The 13,390-nt window shown below is 44.2% G+C and carries 25 protein-coding genes, 1 other RNA gene and 1 pseudogene; 1 reads left to right on the top strand and 26 read right to left on the bottom strand.

Annotated features, from left to right (window positions below; genetic code table 11):
- From C9J12_RS18315 to C9J12_RS18190, 26 genes and pseudogenes are all read right to left on the bottom strand, one after another.
- Positions 1-412 (bottom strand): annotated as a pseudogene (locus C9J12_RS18315) (hypothetical protein); the annotation flags it as partial.
- A complete protein-coding gene (locus C9J12_RS18310) occupies positions 412-600 on the bottom strand; it encodes a hypothetical protein (RefSeq protein WP_107244016.1) in 189 nt (62 codons plus the stop codon). The gene C9J12_RS18310 and the pseudogene C9J12_RS18315, both read right to left, overlap by 1 nt.
- Complete coding sequence (locus C9J12_RS18305; protein WP_107242262.1) at positions 600-1,184, bottom strand: DUF3486 family protein; 585 nt, start codon at positions 1,182-1,184, stop codon at positions 600-602. The genes C9J12_RS18310 and C9J12_RS18305 overlap by 1 nt, the downstream gene beginning before the upstream one ends.
- Before the next feature lie 10 nt (positions 1,185-1,194).
- A complete protein-coding gene (locus C9J12_RS18300) occupies positions 1,195-1,488 on the bottom strand; it encodes a VpaChn25_0724 family phage protein (RefSeq protein ID WP_107244015.1) in 294 nt (97 codons plus the stop codon).
- An 11-nt stretch (positions 1,489-1,499) separates the two neighbouring features.
- Positions 1,500-1,802: a DUF2730 family protein gene (locus tag C9J12_RS18295; protein WP_107242260.1), complete on the bottom strand. Its 303-nt coding sequence runs from the start codon at positions 1,800-1,802 to the stop codon at positions 1,500-1,502.
- A 1-nt stretch (position 1,803) separates the two neighbouring features.
- A complete protein-coding gene (locus tag C9J12_RS18290) occupies positions 1,804-2,019 on the bottom strand; it encodes a TraR/DksA C4-type zinc finger protein (RefSeq protein WP_107244014.1) in 216 nt (71 codons plus the stop codon).
- Positions 2,019-2,660, bottom strand: a complete 642-nt coding sequence (locus C9J12_RS18285; protein ID WP_107244013.1) for a hypothetical protein — start codon at positions 2,658-2,660, stop codon at positions 2,019-2,021. The genes C9J12_RS18290 and C9J12_RS18285 overlap by 1 nt, the downstream gene beginning before the upstream one ends.
- On the bottom strand, positions 2,645-2,911 hold the full coding sequence (locus C9J12_RS18280; RefSeq protein ID WP_107244012.1) for a hypothetical protein: 267 nt from the start codon (positions 2,909-2,911) through the stop codon (positions 2,645-2,647). The genes C9J12_RS18285 and C9J12_RS18280 overlap by 16 nt, the downstream gene beginning before the upstream one ends.
- Entirely contained in the window at positions 2,911-3,462 is a 552-nt protein-coding gene (locus C9J12_RS18275) for a glycoside hydrolase family 108 protein (protein ID WP_107244011.1), read from the bottom strand. Before C9J12_RS18275 ends, C9J12_RS18280 begins: the two co-directional genes overlap by 1 nt.
- 73 nt (positions 3,463-3,535) lie before the next feature.
- Positions 3,536-3,808 carry a hypothetical protein gene (locus C9J12_RS18270; protein WP_107244010.1) on the bottom strand — a complete coding sequence of 91 codons (273 nt, stop codon included), beginning with the start codon at positions 3,806-3,808 and terminating at the stop codon, positions 3,536-3,538.
- Between the two features lie 41 nt (positions 3,809-3,849).
- Positions 3,850-4,266 (bottom strand): Mor transcription activator family protein, encoded by a 417-nt coding sequence (locus C9J12_RS18265; protein WP_107244009.1) that lies wholly within the window; start codon positions 4,264-4,266, stop codon positions 3,850-3,852.
- Positions 4,267-4,343: 77 nt separating this feature from the next.
- Positions 4,344-4,892 (bottom strand): gp16 family protein, encoded by a 549-nt coding sequence (locus C9J12_RS18260; RefSeq protein WP_107244008.1) that lies wholly within the window; start codon positions 4,890-4,892, stop codon positions 4,344-4,346.
- A 63-nt stretch (positions 4,893-4,955) separates the two neighbouring features.
- Positions 4,956-5,375 (bottom strand): hypothetical protein, encoded by a 420-nt coding sequence (locus C9J12_RS18255; RefSeq protein WP_107244007.1) that lies wholly within the window; start codon positions 5,373-5,375, stop codon positions 4,956-4,958.
- Between the two features lie 16 nt (positions 5,376-5,391).
- An RNA gene (locus tag C9J12_RS18250) (hammerhead ribozyme type II) lies at positions 5,392-5,463 on the bottom strand.
- A gap of 3 nt (positions 5,464-5,466) precedes the next feature.
- The gene (locus tag C9J12_RS18245) at positions 5,467-5,931 is read right to left on the bottom strand and encodes a hypothetical protein (RefSeq protein ID WP_107244006.1); all 465 of its coding nucleotides are present in this window, start codon (positions 5,929-5,931) and stop codon (positions 5,467-5,469) included.
- Position 5,932: 1 nt separating this feature from the next.
- Entirely contained in the window at positions 5,933-6,199 is a 267-nt protein-coding gene (locus tag C9J12_RS18240; RefSeq protein ID WP_227876401.1) for an SPFH domain-containing protein, read from the bottom strand.
- 29 nt (positions 6,200-6,228) lie between these two features.
- A complete protein-coding gene (locus C9J12_RS18235) occupies positions 6,229-6,744 on the bottom strand; it encodes a hypothetical protein (protein ID WP_107244005.1) in 516 nt (171 codons plus the stop codon).
- A gap of 140 nt (positions 6,745-6,884) precedes the next feature.
- Entirely contained in the window at positions 6,885-7,550 is a 666-nt protein-coding gene (locus C9J12_RS18230) for a DUF3164 family protein (RefSeq protein ID WP_227876400.1), read from the bottom strand.
- Entirely contained in the window at positions 7,534-7,749 is a 216-nt protein-coding gene (locus C9J12_RS18225; protein ID WP_107244004.1) for a hypothetical protein, read from the bottom strand. Before C9J12_RS18225 ends, C9J12_RS18230 begins: the two co-directional genes overlap by 17 nt.
- Before the next feature lie 3 nt (positions 7,750-7,752).
- Positions 7,753-7,944 carry a hypothetical protein gene (locus tag C9J12_RS18220; protein WP_107244003.1) on the bottom strand — a complete coding sequence of 64 codons (192 nt, stop codon included), beginning with the start codon at positions 7,942-7,944 and terminating at the stop codon, positions 7,753-7,755.
- 1 nt (position 7,945) lies between these two features.
- On the bottom strand, positions 7,946-8,371 hold the full coding sequence (locus C9J12_RS18215; RefSeq protein WP_107244002.1) for a hypothetical protein: 426 nt from the start codon (positions 8,369-8,371) through the stop codon (positions 7,946-7,948).
- A 13-nt stretch (positions 8,372-8,384) separates the two neighbouring features.
- Complete coding sequence (locus tag C9J12_RS18210; RefSeq protein WP_107244001.1) at positions 8,385-8,720, bottom strand: hypothetical protein; 336 nt, start codon at positions 8,718-8,720, stop codon at positions 8,385-8,387.
- 10 nt (positions 8,721-8,730) lie between these two features.
- Positions 8,731-8,961, bottom strand: coding sequence for a hypothetical protein (locus C9J12_RS18205; protein WP_107244000.1), 231 nt, complete (start codon positions 8,959-8,961; stop codon positions 8,731-8,733).
- Positions 8,962-8,969: 8 nt separating this feature from the next.
- Positions 8,970-9,917: an AAA family ATPase gene (locus C9J12_RS18200; protein ID WP_107243999.1), complete on the bottom strand. Its 948-nt coding sequence runs from the start codon at positions 9,915-9,917 to the stop codon at positions 8,970-8,972.
- 34 nt (positions 9,918-9,951) lie between these two features.
- A complete protein-coding gene (locus tag C9J12_RS18195; RefSeq protein ID WP_107243998.1) occupies positions 9,952-11,940 on the bottom strand; it encodes a transposase domain-containing protein in 1,989 nt (662 codons plus the stop codon).
- Positions 11,941-11,942: 2 nt separating this feature from the next.
- Positions 11,943-12,200, bottom strand: coding sequence for a helix-turn-helix domain-containing protein (locus C9J12_RS18190; protein WP_107243997.1), 258 nt, complete (start codon positions 12,198-12,200; stop codon positions 11,943-11,945).
- Positions 12,201-12,380: 180 nt separating this feature from the next.
- On the opposite strand from C9J12_RS18190, the gene C9J12_RS31170 reads away from it, so the two are divergent.
- Positions 12,381-13,331: a S24 family peptidase gene (locus C9J12_RS31170; protein ID WP_227876399.1), complete on the top strand. Its 951-nt coding sequence runs from the start codon at positions 12,381-12,383 to the stop codon at positions 13,329-13,331.
- Positions 13,332-13,390 lie beyond the last annotated feature (59 nt).

The following is a 13,390-nucleotide window of genomic DNA, read 5'->3' as shown; positions in this document are numbered from 1 at the left end:
TTGATAAGGCTTTGACTTTAAAACCAGACGCAAAGTTGATCATGTAAGTGAGAATATCTTTATCTTCATCATCGAAGACCTCTTCAATCACATCATCACACGCACAATTATAGGCTTTGGCCCACATCGCACAGGCATCGATGAACTCACGTGCCATGTCTTTGGTCGAGCCGACATAGAACACGTCTTCACCACCTTCAGAGGTAGACTTTGACGCGGTTAATGAAGAGTCAGCAGCTTCCGCCCAGGTTAGACCCGTTCGACGGGACTTCTCGCCAATCTTGAGCTGTGAGTCATCCGCTATCCATCGACGCTGATAAGGTAACAACACTTCTGATGGATCAAATTCACTGCTCAAGATGGCAGTGGCACTTTGATTATTCAGTAACTGATGTTCTTGAGTGGCTAACATTATTTAACCCCCAATTGCGATCTTACCGCGCAATCTTTTGCTTCCAGCAATTTACGTAAGCAAACCGAACGCTCTTCATTGTCTGGTAATGTGTCCACTACGTGATTCGCGGTATCACAGAAAGGCTTACTGACCACCTGTAAGTGTTTAGGTAAATGATCATATGCAAAAAAAGTGAGCATCTTCATTATGCAATCCCCAAAATCTGACGTTTGATATCGGCAGCAGTGGCTGCGGTGATACCTGCTTGTTTAACAATCTTCTCGGTTTGAGTGGCGGCTTCTTCTGCAAAGGCTTTGCGGATTTCCTTTTCAACCTTCTGGCTCACCATGGCGGCTTGCTCGATACGTTGAATGACCAGCGCCAACTGCCCAAGAGCTTTGGGTGGGATTGGTTTTTCTGTTTTTTCAGCTTCATCCATCAAGTGCATGGATGTTTCAAACGCCATGGTGCGCACAAACTCTTGAAGCAACTTGCCGACATCAGACACCGGAGCATCACCGAGCTTGGTTGTCCAAACCTCAGCAACTTCCCGTGCCTGGCGAACGCGGGAGCCGATATTTTCCATGCGTCGGTGGTAGCGATTCATACTGGTATAGCTGACCGTTGCATCATCCGGCAGGCCCGCTTCTTTTATCTTGGCATTTAATGCATCAAGTAATTCTGTTTGCTGCATTTCACCCGAGCGAATAACGGCATTAATCCACTGCTTGATTTCAGGGGGGAGAAGCTCGATTTTAGACTTGCGAGACTTCGCTTTATTGTTTGCCATGGCGATATTCCTATTGTGCGCGAGGGCGCTTAACACCAGGCACAACTGCCTGACCCGTAGAAACATCTTCGCCGCGACCTGTTAGGGTAGCGATTTTGCAGCCGCTCAGTTCACGCAAAGAAATGAGCGCCATTTCTTCTAACCAACTTAAATGCACACGTACCGCATCACGGCTTATCTTGTGGCCATACGCATCTAGACAGCAGTCAATAATGGATTCATTGGCTTCATAACCTGGCATCTCCTGCAGAGAACGCAGAATCACTAAGCGCTGGTCTTCTTTTACAAGCTCTTTAAAGCCCATATACCTCCCGTTTACTTTTCAACACTCAACTGCTGCTCTAGCAGCAACTGCGCTAAATGATCGACTGGCTTTAATGCCGCCCGTAATTCTTTCATCTCGCCCCGCATTTCTGTTATTTCTACTTTCAATGCATGGAGCTCTTTATCTGTCGGGAGGGATTTAACGTCCTCCCTCAACTTACTGACGTCTTGCTTTACTTCATCCAACTCTTCACGACGGACATACGTCTTAGAGAGCAAGGTCAGTAATATTTGTGCGACAGTAATAACGCCAGCCCACACCATGGGCCACCATGTTTTAACCAGCTCTTCCATGTTATGTGTGTTCCTTACCTGCTTGACACGGCACGCAGCGAACGGCATTGGGCGCAGCTTCAAGACGGTCTAGTGGGATAGTTAACCCGCACGATAGGCAATAACGACCATGCTCATCTTCATCGGGCTGTTCTATGCAGCGTGTACGTTGATGAGCAATGGCTTTTTCCCTGAATGTTTGCTCAAACTCTTGAGCCTTATCGAGCTGGTCGGTCATTAGTACCCCCTCGGTCTTGGTGGAATAGGGTTACCACTTCGGTCTAGAGGACTTAGGCTTTTAAGTGTCGTCATTGCATCACCCACCATCGAGCCTGTACCTTTCGTCATGCCGCGCTTATCAGCAGTGCGCCAACCTAGGTAGGTAAGGAACGGCATCATCAAACCAGCCGCTATTTCCCAATTCGCACCTGTACCTTTATCCCAAGCATCAAGACCATCAAACAGGAAGATATAAGCAATGGCAGAATACAAACTCAAACGACACCCCCAAGGGCGGGTGTGGCGAACGTATTCATCTTCAGCCTTATCACCTTCACGAATCGTAACTTGGGTTTCATGGTGTTCGGCTTGCTTATCACTAAGCGTTAACTCATGACGACGAGTTGTTTCTTTTTCCAGTTCGACCTTAATCTTTTCAAGTTCAATCAAAGATTCTGGTGGAAGGTTTTGCAGCTCACGAGTAACAGCCAGCTCTTTTTGTTGCTTACTAGCACCGAACATTGAATCGGCTTTCTCTACTGCATCGGCAACTTTATCTGCTGTATCGCTGCCGCCAAACAAACTTGATATTCCGCGAATTGCAGTTGGCCCGTATTCCATGGCAAGTGCAGCCACACCCGCAATTACTGAAAGTGACATTGGCGTAAACTCCTGAGTGTGGATAGACGGTTACTGGATAAGGCGATGGACTTTTTAGGGTGGCAATGCTGTTGAATGTCGATTGCAGAAACGCCATTCCACGATTGATTATAAAAATGCTGCATGGTGCCGTCGTGGCTATGAAGTGGTGGGCTACTGGGCACAGACTCGCCACCTTGAAAGGCGGTGAGTTCTGCATTTAGCCGATCGTCTCGACCTTTGGTTTTTGAGAAATCCCAATTTCTACCCATTACGCAGCCAACTCCCAAGCAGCATCGGTTAAATCAGCAAGGCGGTTATGCCACCCTTCGATATAACGCGTTTGTGAGTAGTTGTTCTTTAGAATGCGGGCGTAGTAGCGAGCACGGCGCAAACCGTAACGTGAGACCAACCATTCAGCATCTGAGCCATGAACGGCGGTGCGGGTGTTAGGGCCCATTTTGCCATCGGCTTTTGTACCTGCAATTTCTTGCAGCAATTTAATGGCTGTGATTGCCCCGTGCTGAACGGCAGAATCCATTTGATACAGCGCAACGTTGCCTGCAAACTCGTGGCAATATGCCGCTTTCCAATAGTTGGTGTAATAAATCCGTACCGCACGGTCGATATCTAATGTGGCAATATCGACACCAAGGAAGGCGCGTTTGCTGATGCCGTATTTGGTTTCGCCGCCAGGGTCTTTGGGGTCGTTAACGTAACCACCATCAGCACGCAACCCACCTTCTTTTTCAAGAATGAAGTGTACGGCATGGCAGAATTGGGGCGTGTAGCCCTTAGTGGAGAATGGATATTTGAAAGGCATTTGGCACAACCGAATGATTTAGTGGGTTTATTCGATTGTGCTATTTATTTAGATAGGGTGAGATTAACGCGGATTATCTATTATTTTTCCATAAATCTTCATTTTTTTGTTTTTCATCAATACTAGCTTGCGTATCGTTATCATCGCTTCTTTTTTTGTACAAAAAAACACAGAGTACGCATAACAACAATCCCCCTACAATCACTCCGATATCTTTAAGGTAAATGCCTTTACTATCAAGATATCCGATCCCAAGCGCAAGTATAATCACTGGAGCAAAAAAACCAACAAGTCTAAATAATATCAATGCAACTAAAATTGCTAAAACCAACACAATAAATTCCATTCCGCCTACTCCTATTAAGCTCACCATTCGTTAAAAATATTTTAAAACAATTCTGGTTGATGTTTTTTAATTTCACGTTTGCGCATTTTAGCAACCACTCGGTAAATATGCTGCATGCTTACGTCATATTTTCTAGACAACTGCACAACATTATCACCTGTAAAATCATTCCATATATTTAAATGGATGAGCATAACTTCAAGATGATGCCCACGAGGCAAGTAAAATTGCATTCCACCAAACGTTTTACAGATTTCACTGAGTAACTTTATGGCGATGGCTGGGTCTGCGCCTTCACTCTCTAATTGACGCTTTAGTAGATCGTGCATGTCTCGCATCGCTTCCGGCCATCGGTTACTGTCTTGCTCTTCTGTTAACTGCTCAATATCAGATAAAGAGACGCCTTCAAAACCAAACATATCAACGGTGGCGTCATTATTATTAATTTGCTTGTCCATGGTTAATCCTCTCGCATTCAATCAATTACGAAAACTGTAACCGATTAAAGCGGTGATGTATCAAGATTACCTTTGGATTATTTTTTATTTGTTACCTCTTCATAGCATATTAAGACTGATGCATAACTTTTTGCAGCGCGAATTTGCAGTAACTTTTCGTGACCATTTTCCACCATCCATTCTCGCAACGCGCGGGTATGCCACTTTTTTAATGACTCTAAAACAGCATAGGCTTGATGGCTATCCATCCAACCAACATGATCAATGTCTTTATTTGTCATGCGTCTTACATAGGCATCTAATGCCGCTTCACTTCTATCTTGCACGATACCGTGTTGATACATGGTGATCCAAATCGCACGTATTTTATCAATCTCGGCATGCTTGGCTTTACCAGAACGCGGACTTAAACGGCGTTTAAAGCCTGTTTTACCGACCTTTGCTTGGCGTTTAAATCCTTTCGCTTCCATGTGGGCCACTACCAATTCAAGCTCTTTGATGCTCATCTTGGAGCATGACACTTTACTCGCCACTTCTTGTAGCATGGCGCGATACGTTTCATCATCTAAACCAAGCTCTCGCTTGCCGACGTGGATCAATTGAATTAGGCGATTGCGATTATTCATAACGACCTCTAAAAAAAATGGCGGCGCTTTCGCGACCGCCGGACGTATTAATACGAAGGCGACTTAGCAACCTTCAATCTCTCTATATCGCTTATTAATTAACGCAGAAGGCAACAATTCAAGCCCGCACACCCACCTCAGTACATATTGACGACCATCATCTTCTTCACTGCACGATACAAAAGCCGTCGGGTTTTCTAAAATGGATTCTATTTCTTCTAACTCTTCTACCAAGCTGGGGTGAGGATGCCTTGACGTTACTAACTCATTCAGCTGACTTTTAACGCCGACTTCAAATGAAGAAAGGGGAGCCGTGTTTTCTTGGGTGAATCCAATAAGATCATCCTTTCCCACCACGGCGCAAGCGACCTCTAATACCTCTTTCTTAATCAGCAAACCATCAGCTGCTTTTGTTGAAAGAAAGACAAGAACGCTGCTTGCCAACTCTAGCTTTTCCTCGGGAGTAATATCTCTAACCAACATATTGTGAATCCTTATTTATCGGCTGCTCATCAGTGCCTAGCCGCCATGCTAGGCAGACAAACAAGGGCTGGCCTTGTTTGTTTCGCTTAATTTACCGCGTCAAAAATGCGGCTTTGACTAACTCTAATCCCTCTAGTTTTTTAAACTGACGACACAGCACAGAGGCTTTTGAGAAGTACGGTAAATGATATTCATGGCGGTCATGCAAATGCGGGAACGCCTTTTTTGCGCGACGTTTACCAATTGTTCTTTCTAACTCTTTAACTTGTTTGAGTGAATACATTGCTTTGGTTTTTAGCTTCCATACGTCATGAAGAATTGTTGGCGCTGCATCTTCTTGGGTAGCATTTTCTTGAAGAGTTCTGCTAGTCCATACTCCTTTTATTGAACCGTCGATATAGACACCTAACTCTGTTTTGCCTTCACTAGAGCGGACACGGTTAATACTGACCAAATACCCGTTAAATTTAAATTCAACATTTACAAAATAACCTGCCATTTCTTCTTCAAGGCTTTTCCACTGCTCTTTCGTGATTACTGATTTTTCCGTTGTCATATCATTCGCCTTTTCTGATTGCTACCGATAACTTTCCATCTAATATCGAGCGGTATTCTTCTTCAACCGAAGAGGGCTCTTTCCCCATCATCCAGCGAAGGGCGGCGGCATAGCCATCTTCAAAAGAATCATATGGATAGGCTGTGCCGACTTCTTCCAATAAACCTTCTGCACAAAATATTTCATTCTCAATCGCGCTAATACTGTGTACGGCAATGAATGACTTATTACACATACGCTCACCTTTGTTGTTAATTAACTTACTCATGCGCCTTGCACACGCATGGTGAAAGCTAACTACACCAAAGGCTTAATTTCGTAATCACACACATAAGCGCCGTGCGCCAATTCATTACCGTCTTCATCGGTATGCCGTATATTCGTTTTGGTTGATACGCCATGAATGCGCCCAATCATTACGTTCTCTACACCTTCATCCCACACATCACCCAAGTAACATTGAATATCGTCATTCGAATGCAATCTTGCTTCTTCTTTCGTTTTGAAATAAAGAAATGAGTCACCCCCTGGGTCATGGGCAAACCACGGGTATTCTTGCGATGGTGAATGCTGATAATTCTTTTCAGAACCGTTTATATACCTAATGGTGTTATTGCTGATGACTGGCTGTGCAGGGGCAGTAAATGGCAATTCAATAACGCCATCCTCGACATTAAAACCAATGACATTGCCATCCATGTCCGTTATTACCAAGCCTTCAGATATCACCGCTAAGTGCGTAGCTAAAATGCTGGTTACATCGCTAACGTCTAGGCCGCAGTCTTCAATCGCTTTGATTAAGTTTTTGTTCATGTAGCTAACTCCTGCTGTTATTTAAAACACCACAATACAAACTCAACAACTGACCACTGAAAAACAAATGCAGCCATTACGAGCAAAGTAAAAATCAAACCCCATCCATAATCTTGTATTTTTTCCATATCGATAATTCCTTATAGAGCGGCAAGATCTAATGGGATATTGATTAGCTTTCCTTCGCCATTACGCTCACGAAAGTTCATGTAGGCTTTTGAACTCGTAACCATAATGGCATCGGCGATAGCATCCATTGCGCGAACCCAACGCTCGTCAGGGAATTTACCCTTGAATTTACGCAAGGTAAGAACACGGCCAGTATTGAGGTTGCCTTCTTTGTCTACTTCAAAGGCATCGTTAACCAATACCTTTAGGTAATCGTTCGCGCCAGAACTCCACTCATGCACGCATTCATCAATCAGGTCTTTTGCTATTTGCAGCTCAGGGCCAAGTACGATTCTGTCTTGCACTGTAATTTTAATTTGAAGTGCTCCGTCATAAGACGTGAACGAGAATCCGCCTTTTGAGCCACCTTTCTTTTTCTTACTTTCATAACGCTCAGCCAATAGCTCTTGAAATGCATAGCAATCATCAAAAACTTCTCGTTTAAAGGCACGAAGCAAGGTTTGGATTTCACGCGCTCTTTGGGTGTGCTTGATAACAAAATCATTAATTTCCATGTCGTAATCATCAACCATAGAAATAGGCACAAGGCGTTGTTTGCTATCACGCATATATCCCGAAGGCACTGTTGTGTCTTTATCTTTACTTTGCTCTGGTGTTTGCTTAGTGGATTGAGGCATTGTTTAAATCCTTTTTTGGTTCGAGGAAATCTTTAGCGGCAACCGCTACCGCTCTTGGGAGTTGCGTCGCAACATGGTTAGCTAGGCCATTCAATAGCTCTGACTTTCCCTTGGTTGATGTGCACGCAAATTCAAACTGACCATTCGCGTGTTCTTTAATGGTTATAATTACTTTTGCCTTGATTACTGGCTTCGCCATGACTCATTCCTTTTCCGTTATATTTAAGGTATCGGCATTGCGTTCGACACCCATTGAAATCAACATACTTTCTACGTCTTGAGTAACTTGTGAGGTGACAGCATCCACACCCGCATCACCCGTAAATTCTGCTAACCCTTTAAACCCAATACGCCCATCAGGTGTGCGACCAAACTCCAGCGTAATCTTTGCCATATCAAGCCCCTCCAATGGATGCGCAGCGCAGTAACTTGTGAAAGGCCCTTGATACTGCATCATCATAGTTATATTGCTGTGCGCGAGTATTCGCTGCGCGTTGTTTTTTGGGGATGGGCTCCTTCGCACCCTCAACCTTGCTAATCCATGCGCCTTTTAAGTTGCGGCAGTAATTGCACACGCCGCCAGTTAATACCCAACATGGCCGCACCCGACGGCACGCAGGACAGGGAATAAATAAACCAACCTCTGTCACTAAGGTGTACACGTAAGGTTTTCTGTTTGAGCGGGTGATAAACCCTCTAGCAATAAGCATTTGTAATCGACCGTGAACACCTCTTTTTGATGCACCACCAACACTAACGGTTAATTCAGTTCTAGTGGCTGGGTGGTCGCGCAACTGCTCAATAATCTTTTCAACAAGCACGTGATAATCCTTATCAAAAGTTTTTAGGCCATACCGAATTGGTGGTAGTACTGTACTCATTAAGATGGCTAACAAGCGCCTTACATTGCTCGGTCTGCGCTTCTGGTAATCCATCAGTCCAGCGGATAACGCAGCTATTAAAGCGTGCAACATAAATAGTGCGACTTTCTGCACCACCAACACGCTCTACAATGGCGACGGCTTTCTGTGAGAGGCGAACAGTTGGAAAGTTAATTTCAATGACTGGGCGTGAGTGCGAAAGATTAAAAGCAACAATTTCACTGCCTGCTTTACCTAACAGTGCTACGGCATTTCTCACTACGCGACGTTTTTCATTTAGATGCATCATTGCTTTCTCCTTACCCAACCATGGTTGGGTAAATTCCAGTTGGTTGCGGGCTTTCTTCATCCCACTTTGTTTTCGCTGCTTTTGCATGACAAGGACAGTAGTGATCGCAAGCCAATGTATTAACAAACCAATTGTCTAAATTAAAAACCGCATCTTCTGCATTGGCTGGGTCAAAACATTCGAGCTCTGCTTCTTTATTGCATCCATCGGCATCACAACGAACCATTGCTTTAAAAGTCATACCTCACCTCAATCGTTGGTTTCTAATTCAGCAAACGCTTTGCGCAGCACTTGCTCATTAATGGTCTGGCCTTTAGCAAACATCGCTGCCAGTTTGAGTGTTTTACTTAGCAATCTAAGCCCACCTGGACGCTCACTGATTTGCAGCATTAACCCGCGTTCAGACTCACCATTTACATTCCAGGCATCTGCAATAGCACGAACATCAGATTGCTTGGTTTTGTGGATGCCGCGCTTTTTCGCAATGCGAGAAAACAAGCGTGCAAAATCTTCATTACGACGACCACCAGTAAGCTGTGTGTAAACCTTGTTGTTACCCACCAACACCATGCCGATAGCCGTCTCTTCTTGAAGTATTCGTAGCTCTTCTAGCGTCGGGTAATCAAGGTGATCGGCTTCATCAATCACTACTAAACCTTCACTGCCAATCAGGCGGTTTCGGATAACGCGAGAAAGCGGTCCTTTTCGGCGTGGCGCATCATCTAAACCCAACTCCATTGCCAGTTCATATAAGCATTCAGTTAGGCTTGAACGGCTTGGGCTTGAAGTGATCATCCACACGTTATTATTGCTTCGTTTGTATTCGCGTAACGCCTCCGATTTACCCACACCAGACGCCCCAAAAATAACCACAATTGATTCGGTCACTTGGGCATACATCATGTCGTCAGTCAGCTGTTTAGCTGTTGGTGTCATAACAAAGCCAGGGTCTTTACTTGGGGTGGCATTGCGTTGTTCACGCATGCGTAACCACTGGTTAAGTTTTTCAATCATTTTGGTTGGATCAGCTTTATATGAACCATTCAATATTTGGCTTAGTGTGGCAGGTGATACGCTGATTTCTTTTGCGATCTGAGACGCTGAAACAACCTTCGATTCTGTTAATGCACGGATGCGCATTAATGCTTCGGTTTGCTTCGCTTCTGCGCTGCCTAGTTCAACCACGTTTGTGTTCATATCAATCTCCATTTATGGAAGGTTTAAATAGGGCCTAAAGTTTGTTTTTGTATTTCTGATCAAATAGGTTTGAAATGCTCTGGCTAAAGTTCTGGTCGTACTCGTCTTCAGCTTCTTCTAAGGGCATCGCCTTTACTGCGGCATTACCAATAGAAGTAGGACGGAAAGGCTCTACCACTTTATTTTCAGGAATGATTTCCTCTTCAAGCGGTTTCATCATTGCGGCCACCTCTAAAGCGGTCATGCGCTCAAGTGACTTGGTTGCCTCTTTCGTGGCTTTCGTATGGCGTTTTCTCTCTTTCTTAATTTCACGAGCCGCTTGAGTATCACCAAAAGCAGCATCCTCACGACATTCCGCCACACAGATATGCACACCATTTAATGTGTAAATTTCGATCGATTCATGAAGCTTTTGAGGGTCAAATCGAGCAACAAGCTTTTGCCCGATGTAATCCAACATCCGCTCATTGAAATAAAGATTACGACGCCCTTCTAAAATGCCGCCAGCGTGAAGCGCTATCTGACCATGCTTAGTTACCTGAACCGCTTCGGCTTGCAGCATCATCATATGCAGCTGGCTTGCGGTGGCTTTACGAATAGGGGCTGACTGGTAACTCGCATTAAAAGCCTGATCAAAACTCATATAGCCGCGACAGATTTCTGTTTTTCGGTTTTCTTTGGCGTTGTACATTTCCACGCCTTTGGCTATCACGTTTAAGAACGCTTCCACGTCAATATTATTACTGCCATAGTTATCGGGTTTAGCCATAGGGTTGTCACCCGTAAAGGCACCAACACAAGCTGGGTGTCGGTCTATGTACTCACCAAGCCCACCATTACCAAAGGCACGTTCGATTGGTTTTGCTTGACCATGACCTTTACCGTAAATCACGCTTGACCAGTGAAGCTTAATGCCAAGCATTGGGATGATGCCTTTAGGATCATCTTCTTTAACTTTGAATCGATAACGGCTCCGCACACCACCAGTCATCGGTTTGTTTGCAGCAGCACGGGTATTATCCAATGTCATTTCTTTTGGAATGCCGAACTTCTCGCACACGTCCATCAGTGAAAGGCGGATGCTGTCGGTGTTCTCACTTAAATCACAACGCCAACCAATAATTTTTCGGCTGTAGATATCCTGCCAGAACCATGTTTTAGGGCGAATAACATCACCGTTGAACCACTTAACAAACACGTTATGTTGATAGCCATCGCCATTAATCCACTCCATTGCATGTAAGTCTTCAACTGTGCGTCGTTGTGGTGGGTACATTTGATGTAATGCATGCTCACCTTCACGAAGTAGTACGCGTTGCTGATTCGATACCTCATGTTCTAAGCGGCGCGATAAGCTACTTAAACTAGGGATCACCCAACCATGCTCCTTTGCCGCATCCAGTAAGCGCTCATAACAAACCGTCATTGAAGGTTGTTCAAGTCGCAGGTAATCGCCCATGAAAAACGCCCATGCTTCTTGTGATACAGGAGCAAATTGGTTTTCTTTTTTAACCTGAGCCGCTGCAAAATGCTTCGGCAGCAAAGCAGGGGCCCAATCACACTCTTCAATACCTTTCACTCTTGAACATGCGCGGCGCAGCGTAGATAGGGTGCAGCCATACTCATCACAAACAGACTGGTAGGCGTCCATTTTTTTCACGCCATTCCCAACCAAGGCAAAGGTGGCTCGAACAAGAAGCAAAGCTTGTTGTGCTTTCTCTTTAGCGGTGTTGTTGGTTTTATCCCAACTAGACCAAAGAGCATCACGGCAGTAGCCAACAGAATCTTTGTTTTTCTTTGGCAGGTTAAGAACTTGACCGCCTACTTTTATTTTGTCTTGCTTACGATACAAAGCCGCTTGAGTGGTAGGAACAAATGATGAGATGTGGTATTCCTTTCCTCCACCACATCCTGACCTTGGTCTAGATAACCAATCTTCACTTTTAGCTTTATAATTAATACCTTGAACGGTTTTAGGGAGAACTGGTAACCCCACTAGTTCTGATGCTGAGTACCATTCCATAATCAACCTCGCTTAGCTTCTCGACGGGGGAACCGACTTGGCCAGATGGCATCAGCGGGCATACCTATGGCTGCCGCAATAATGTCTTCACCCTTAGGCCAGTTAGATCTAATTGCGTTCCTTAAAGTTGTTTTACCCAACCCATGAGCCTCCCCCAAAGTTGAGTATGTCCAACCACTTGACTTTAAAGCGGCCAAGATGAACTCATCTTTCAAGTCGCCATTATCTTTCCTGATTTGAAAGTGTGTTTGCTGATCCATAAAAAGCCTCTATACTCACTTGTTACTCAGTCAACTAACTCAATAGAGTTAATTCATGAGCTTAATATGAACGCTAAAGGGTTGAGTGTCAACTTTAAAAAGCGCATCACTTCACTCTTTAGAGTCCCGACTATCGACTCTAAAGGGTTTATTTAATAATAATCAGAGACTTAACTCGAGATGAAAGACAGTAAAAAAACTTTAAATCAACTTTCAAGTTATAAAGCAAAACTTGAAAGCGCAGATTCAATCCAAGATAGAATTCAGTTTTTAGTTGATTGTGTCGGAAACCCTAACTCATTTTCTAAGCTTGTCGGGATTTCTGTATCAGGATTAAAGCGATACCTTTCTGGTGGGGAGCCAACAGCAGCCAAAATATTACAAATAGCTGAAAAGTCTGGAGTTAGTGCAGGATGGATACTTACGGGGCGTGGTTCTATTCTTGAAGTTGAAGGGCATGGGTATATTGGTAATGAGCGCGCAATCGCCTTGTTAACAGGTGATGATGACATATTAGACGTTCTAAATAATAAAGGAGCAGAAGATACCAAAGACATTTCAGTTAGATATGCGTTAATAGAAAATGCATTTAACTCATACTCAGATTGTACAAAGAACTTTTTAACATCCAGTCTCCTGGTGAACTCTAAAGAGTTCGATATGGAGGTCTTTGAAACGATATTACATGAACTAAAAGGTTCATTCTCTGAAGAATTTTCTTTAATACCAGGGTATCGAGTGCAAGTTTCCGCTGGGCATGGTTCATTAAATCCAGATCAACTAGAACCAACACGCCATCTAGCATTTAGGCGAAAGTGGTTGAAGTACAGAGGGTTTAACGAGAAAGATTTAGCGATAGTGTGGGCGAAAGGCGACAGCATGGAACCAACGATCCATAACAACGATACGTTGGTTGTTCACCTTGGTAGAAACAAGCCGGCTGATGGGCACATATACATCTTCAGGAACGGCGATGAACTCTTTGTGAAGCGTTACCAGAGCATGCTAGGCTCATGGCGATTAATCAGTGATAACAGCTTCTACAGCGATTTAGATATACCAAAAGATGATCAGCACCAGTTTGATGTCGTAGGTCAGGTGATTCTCATCGCAAAAGACTTAGGTGATTAAGTTTAAATCTTTAAATATAATTTAAAGCCAGTTCCTACAAACCAACCCAGTGTTCATTT

The sequence above is a fragment of the Photobacterium frigidiphilum genome (assembly GCF_003025615.1).
Lineage (GTDB): Bacteria > Pseudomonadota > Gammaproteobacteria > Enterobacterales > Vibrionaceae > Photobacterium > Photobacterium frigidiphilum.
This window is presented reverse-complemented; position numbering and strand designations above follow the sequence as displayed.

Excerpts from the sequence above, each read along its gene's own strand:
- C9J12_RS31170 (WP_227876399.1), top strand. The coding sequence starts at position 12,381 with ATGAAAGACAGTAAAAAAACTTTAAATCAACTTTCAAGTTATAAAGCA.
- C9J12_RS18255 (WP_107244007.1), bottom strand. The coding sequence starts at position 5,375 with ATGTTGGTTAGAGATATTACTCCCGAGGAAAAGCTAGAGTTGGCAAGC.
- C9J12_RS18240 (WP_227876401.1), bottom strand. The coding sequence starts at position 6,199 with ATGAGTAAGTTAATTAACAACAAAGGTGAGCGTATGTGTAATAAGTCA.
- C9J12_RS18265 (WP_107244009.1), bottom strand. The coding sequence starts at position 4,266 with ATGGACAAGCAAATTAATAATAATGACGCCACCGTTGATATGTTTGGT.
- C9J12_RS18235 (WP_107244005.1), bottom strand. The coding sequence starts at position 6,744 with ATGAACAAAAACTTAATCAAAGCGATTGAAGACTGCGGCCTAGACGTT.
- C9J12_RS18300 (WP_107244015.1), bottom strand. The coding sequence starts at position 1,488 with ATGGGCTTTAAAGAGCTTGTAAAAGAAGACCAGCGCTTAGTGATTCTG.
- C9J12_RS18220 (WP_107244003.1), bottom strand. The coding sequence starts at position 7,944 with ATGGCAAAGATTACGCTGGAGTTTGGTCGCACACCTGATGGGCGTATT.
- C9J12_RS18310 (WP_107244016.1), bottom strand. The coding sequence starts at position 600 with ATGAAGATGCTCACTTTTTTTGCATATGATCATTTACCTAAACACTTA.
- C9J12_RS18290 (WP_107244014.1), bottom strand. The coding sequence starts at position 2,019 with ATGACCGACCAGCTCGATAAGGCTCAAGAGTTTGAGCAAACATTCAGG.
- C9J12_RS18275 (WP_107244011.1), bottom strand. The coding sequence starts at position 3,462 with ATGCCTTTCAAATATCCATTCTCCACTAAGGGCTACACGCCCCAATTC.
- C9J12_RS18295 (WP_107242260.1), bottom strand. The coding sequence starts at position 1,802 with ATGGAAGAGCTGGTTAAAACATGGTGGCCCATGGTGTGGGCTGGCGTT.
- C9J12_RS18285 (WP_107244013.1), bottom strand. The coding sequence starts at position 2,660 with ATGTCACTTTCAGTAATTGCGGGTGTGGCTGCACTTGCCATGGAATAC.
- C9J12_RS18190 (WP_107243997.1), bottom strand. The coding sequence starts at position 12,200 with ATGGATCAGCAAACACACTTTCAAATCAGGAAAGATAATGGCGACTTG.
- C9J12_RS18210 (WP_107244001.1), bottom strand. The coding sequence starts at position 8,720 with ATGATGCATCTAAATGAAAAACGTCGCGTAGTGAGAAATGCCGTAGCA.
- C9J12_RS18225 (WP_107244004.1), bottom strand. The coding sequence starts at position 7,749 with ATGGCGAAGCCAGTAATCAAGGCAAAAGTAATTATAACCATTAAAGAA.
- C9J12_RS18230 (WP_227876400.1), bottom strand. The coding sequence starts at position 7,550 with ATGCCTCAATCCACTAAGCAAACACCAGAGCAAAGTAAAGATAAAGAC.
- C9J12_RS18195 (WP_107243998.1), bottom strand. The coding sequence starts at position 11,940 with ATGGAATGGTACTCAGCATCAGAACTAGTGGGGTTACCAGTTCTCCCT.
- C9J12_RS18200 (WP_107243999.1), bottom strand. The coding sequence starts at position 9,917 with ATGAACACAAACGTGGTTGAACTAGGCAGCGCAGAAGCGAAGCAAACC.
- C9J12_RS18270 (WP_107244010.1), bottom strand. The coding sequence starts at position 3,808 with ATGGAATTTATTGTGTTGGTTTTAGCAATTTTAGTTGCATTGATATTA.
- C9J12_RS18260 (WP_107244008.1), bottom strand. The coding sequence starts at position 4,892 with ATGAATAATCGCAATCGCCTAATTCAATTGATCCACGTCGGCAAGCGA.
- C9J12_RS18305 (WP_107242262.1), bottom strand. The coding sequence starts at position 1,184 with ATGGCAAACAATAAAGCGAAGTCTCGCAAGTCTAAAATCGAGCTTCTC.
- C9J12_RS18280 (WP_107244012.1), bottom strand. The coding sequence starts at position 2,911 with ATGGGTAGAAATTGGGATTTCTCAAAAACCAAAGGTCGAGACGATCGG.
- C9J12_RS18205 (WP_107244000.1), bottom strand. The coding sequence starts at position 8,961 with ATGACTTTTAAAGCAATGGTTCGTTGTGATGCCGATGGATGCAATAAA.
- C9J12_RS18245 (WP_107244006.1), bottom strand. The coding sequence starts at position 5,931 with ATGACAACGGAAAAATCAGTAATCACGAAAGAGCAGTGGAAAAGCCTT.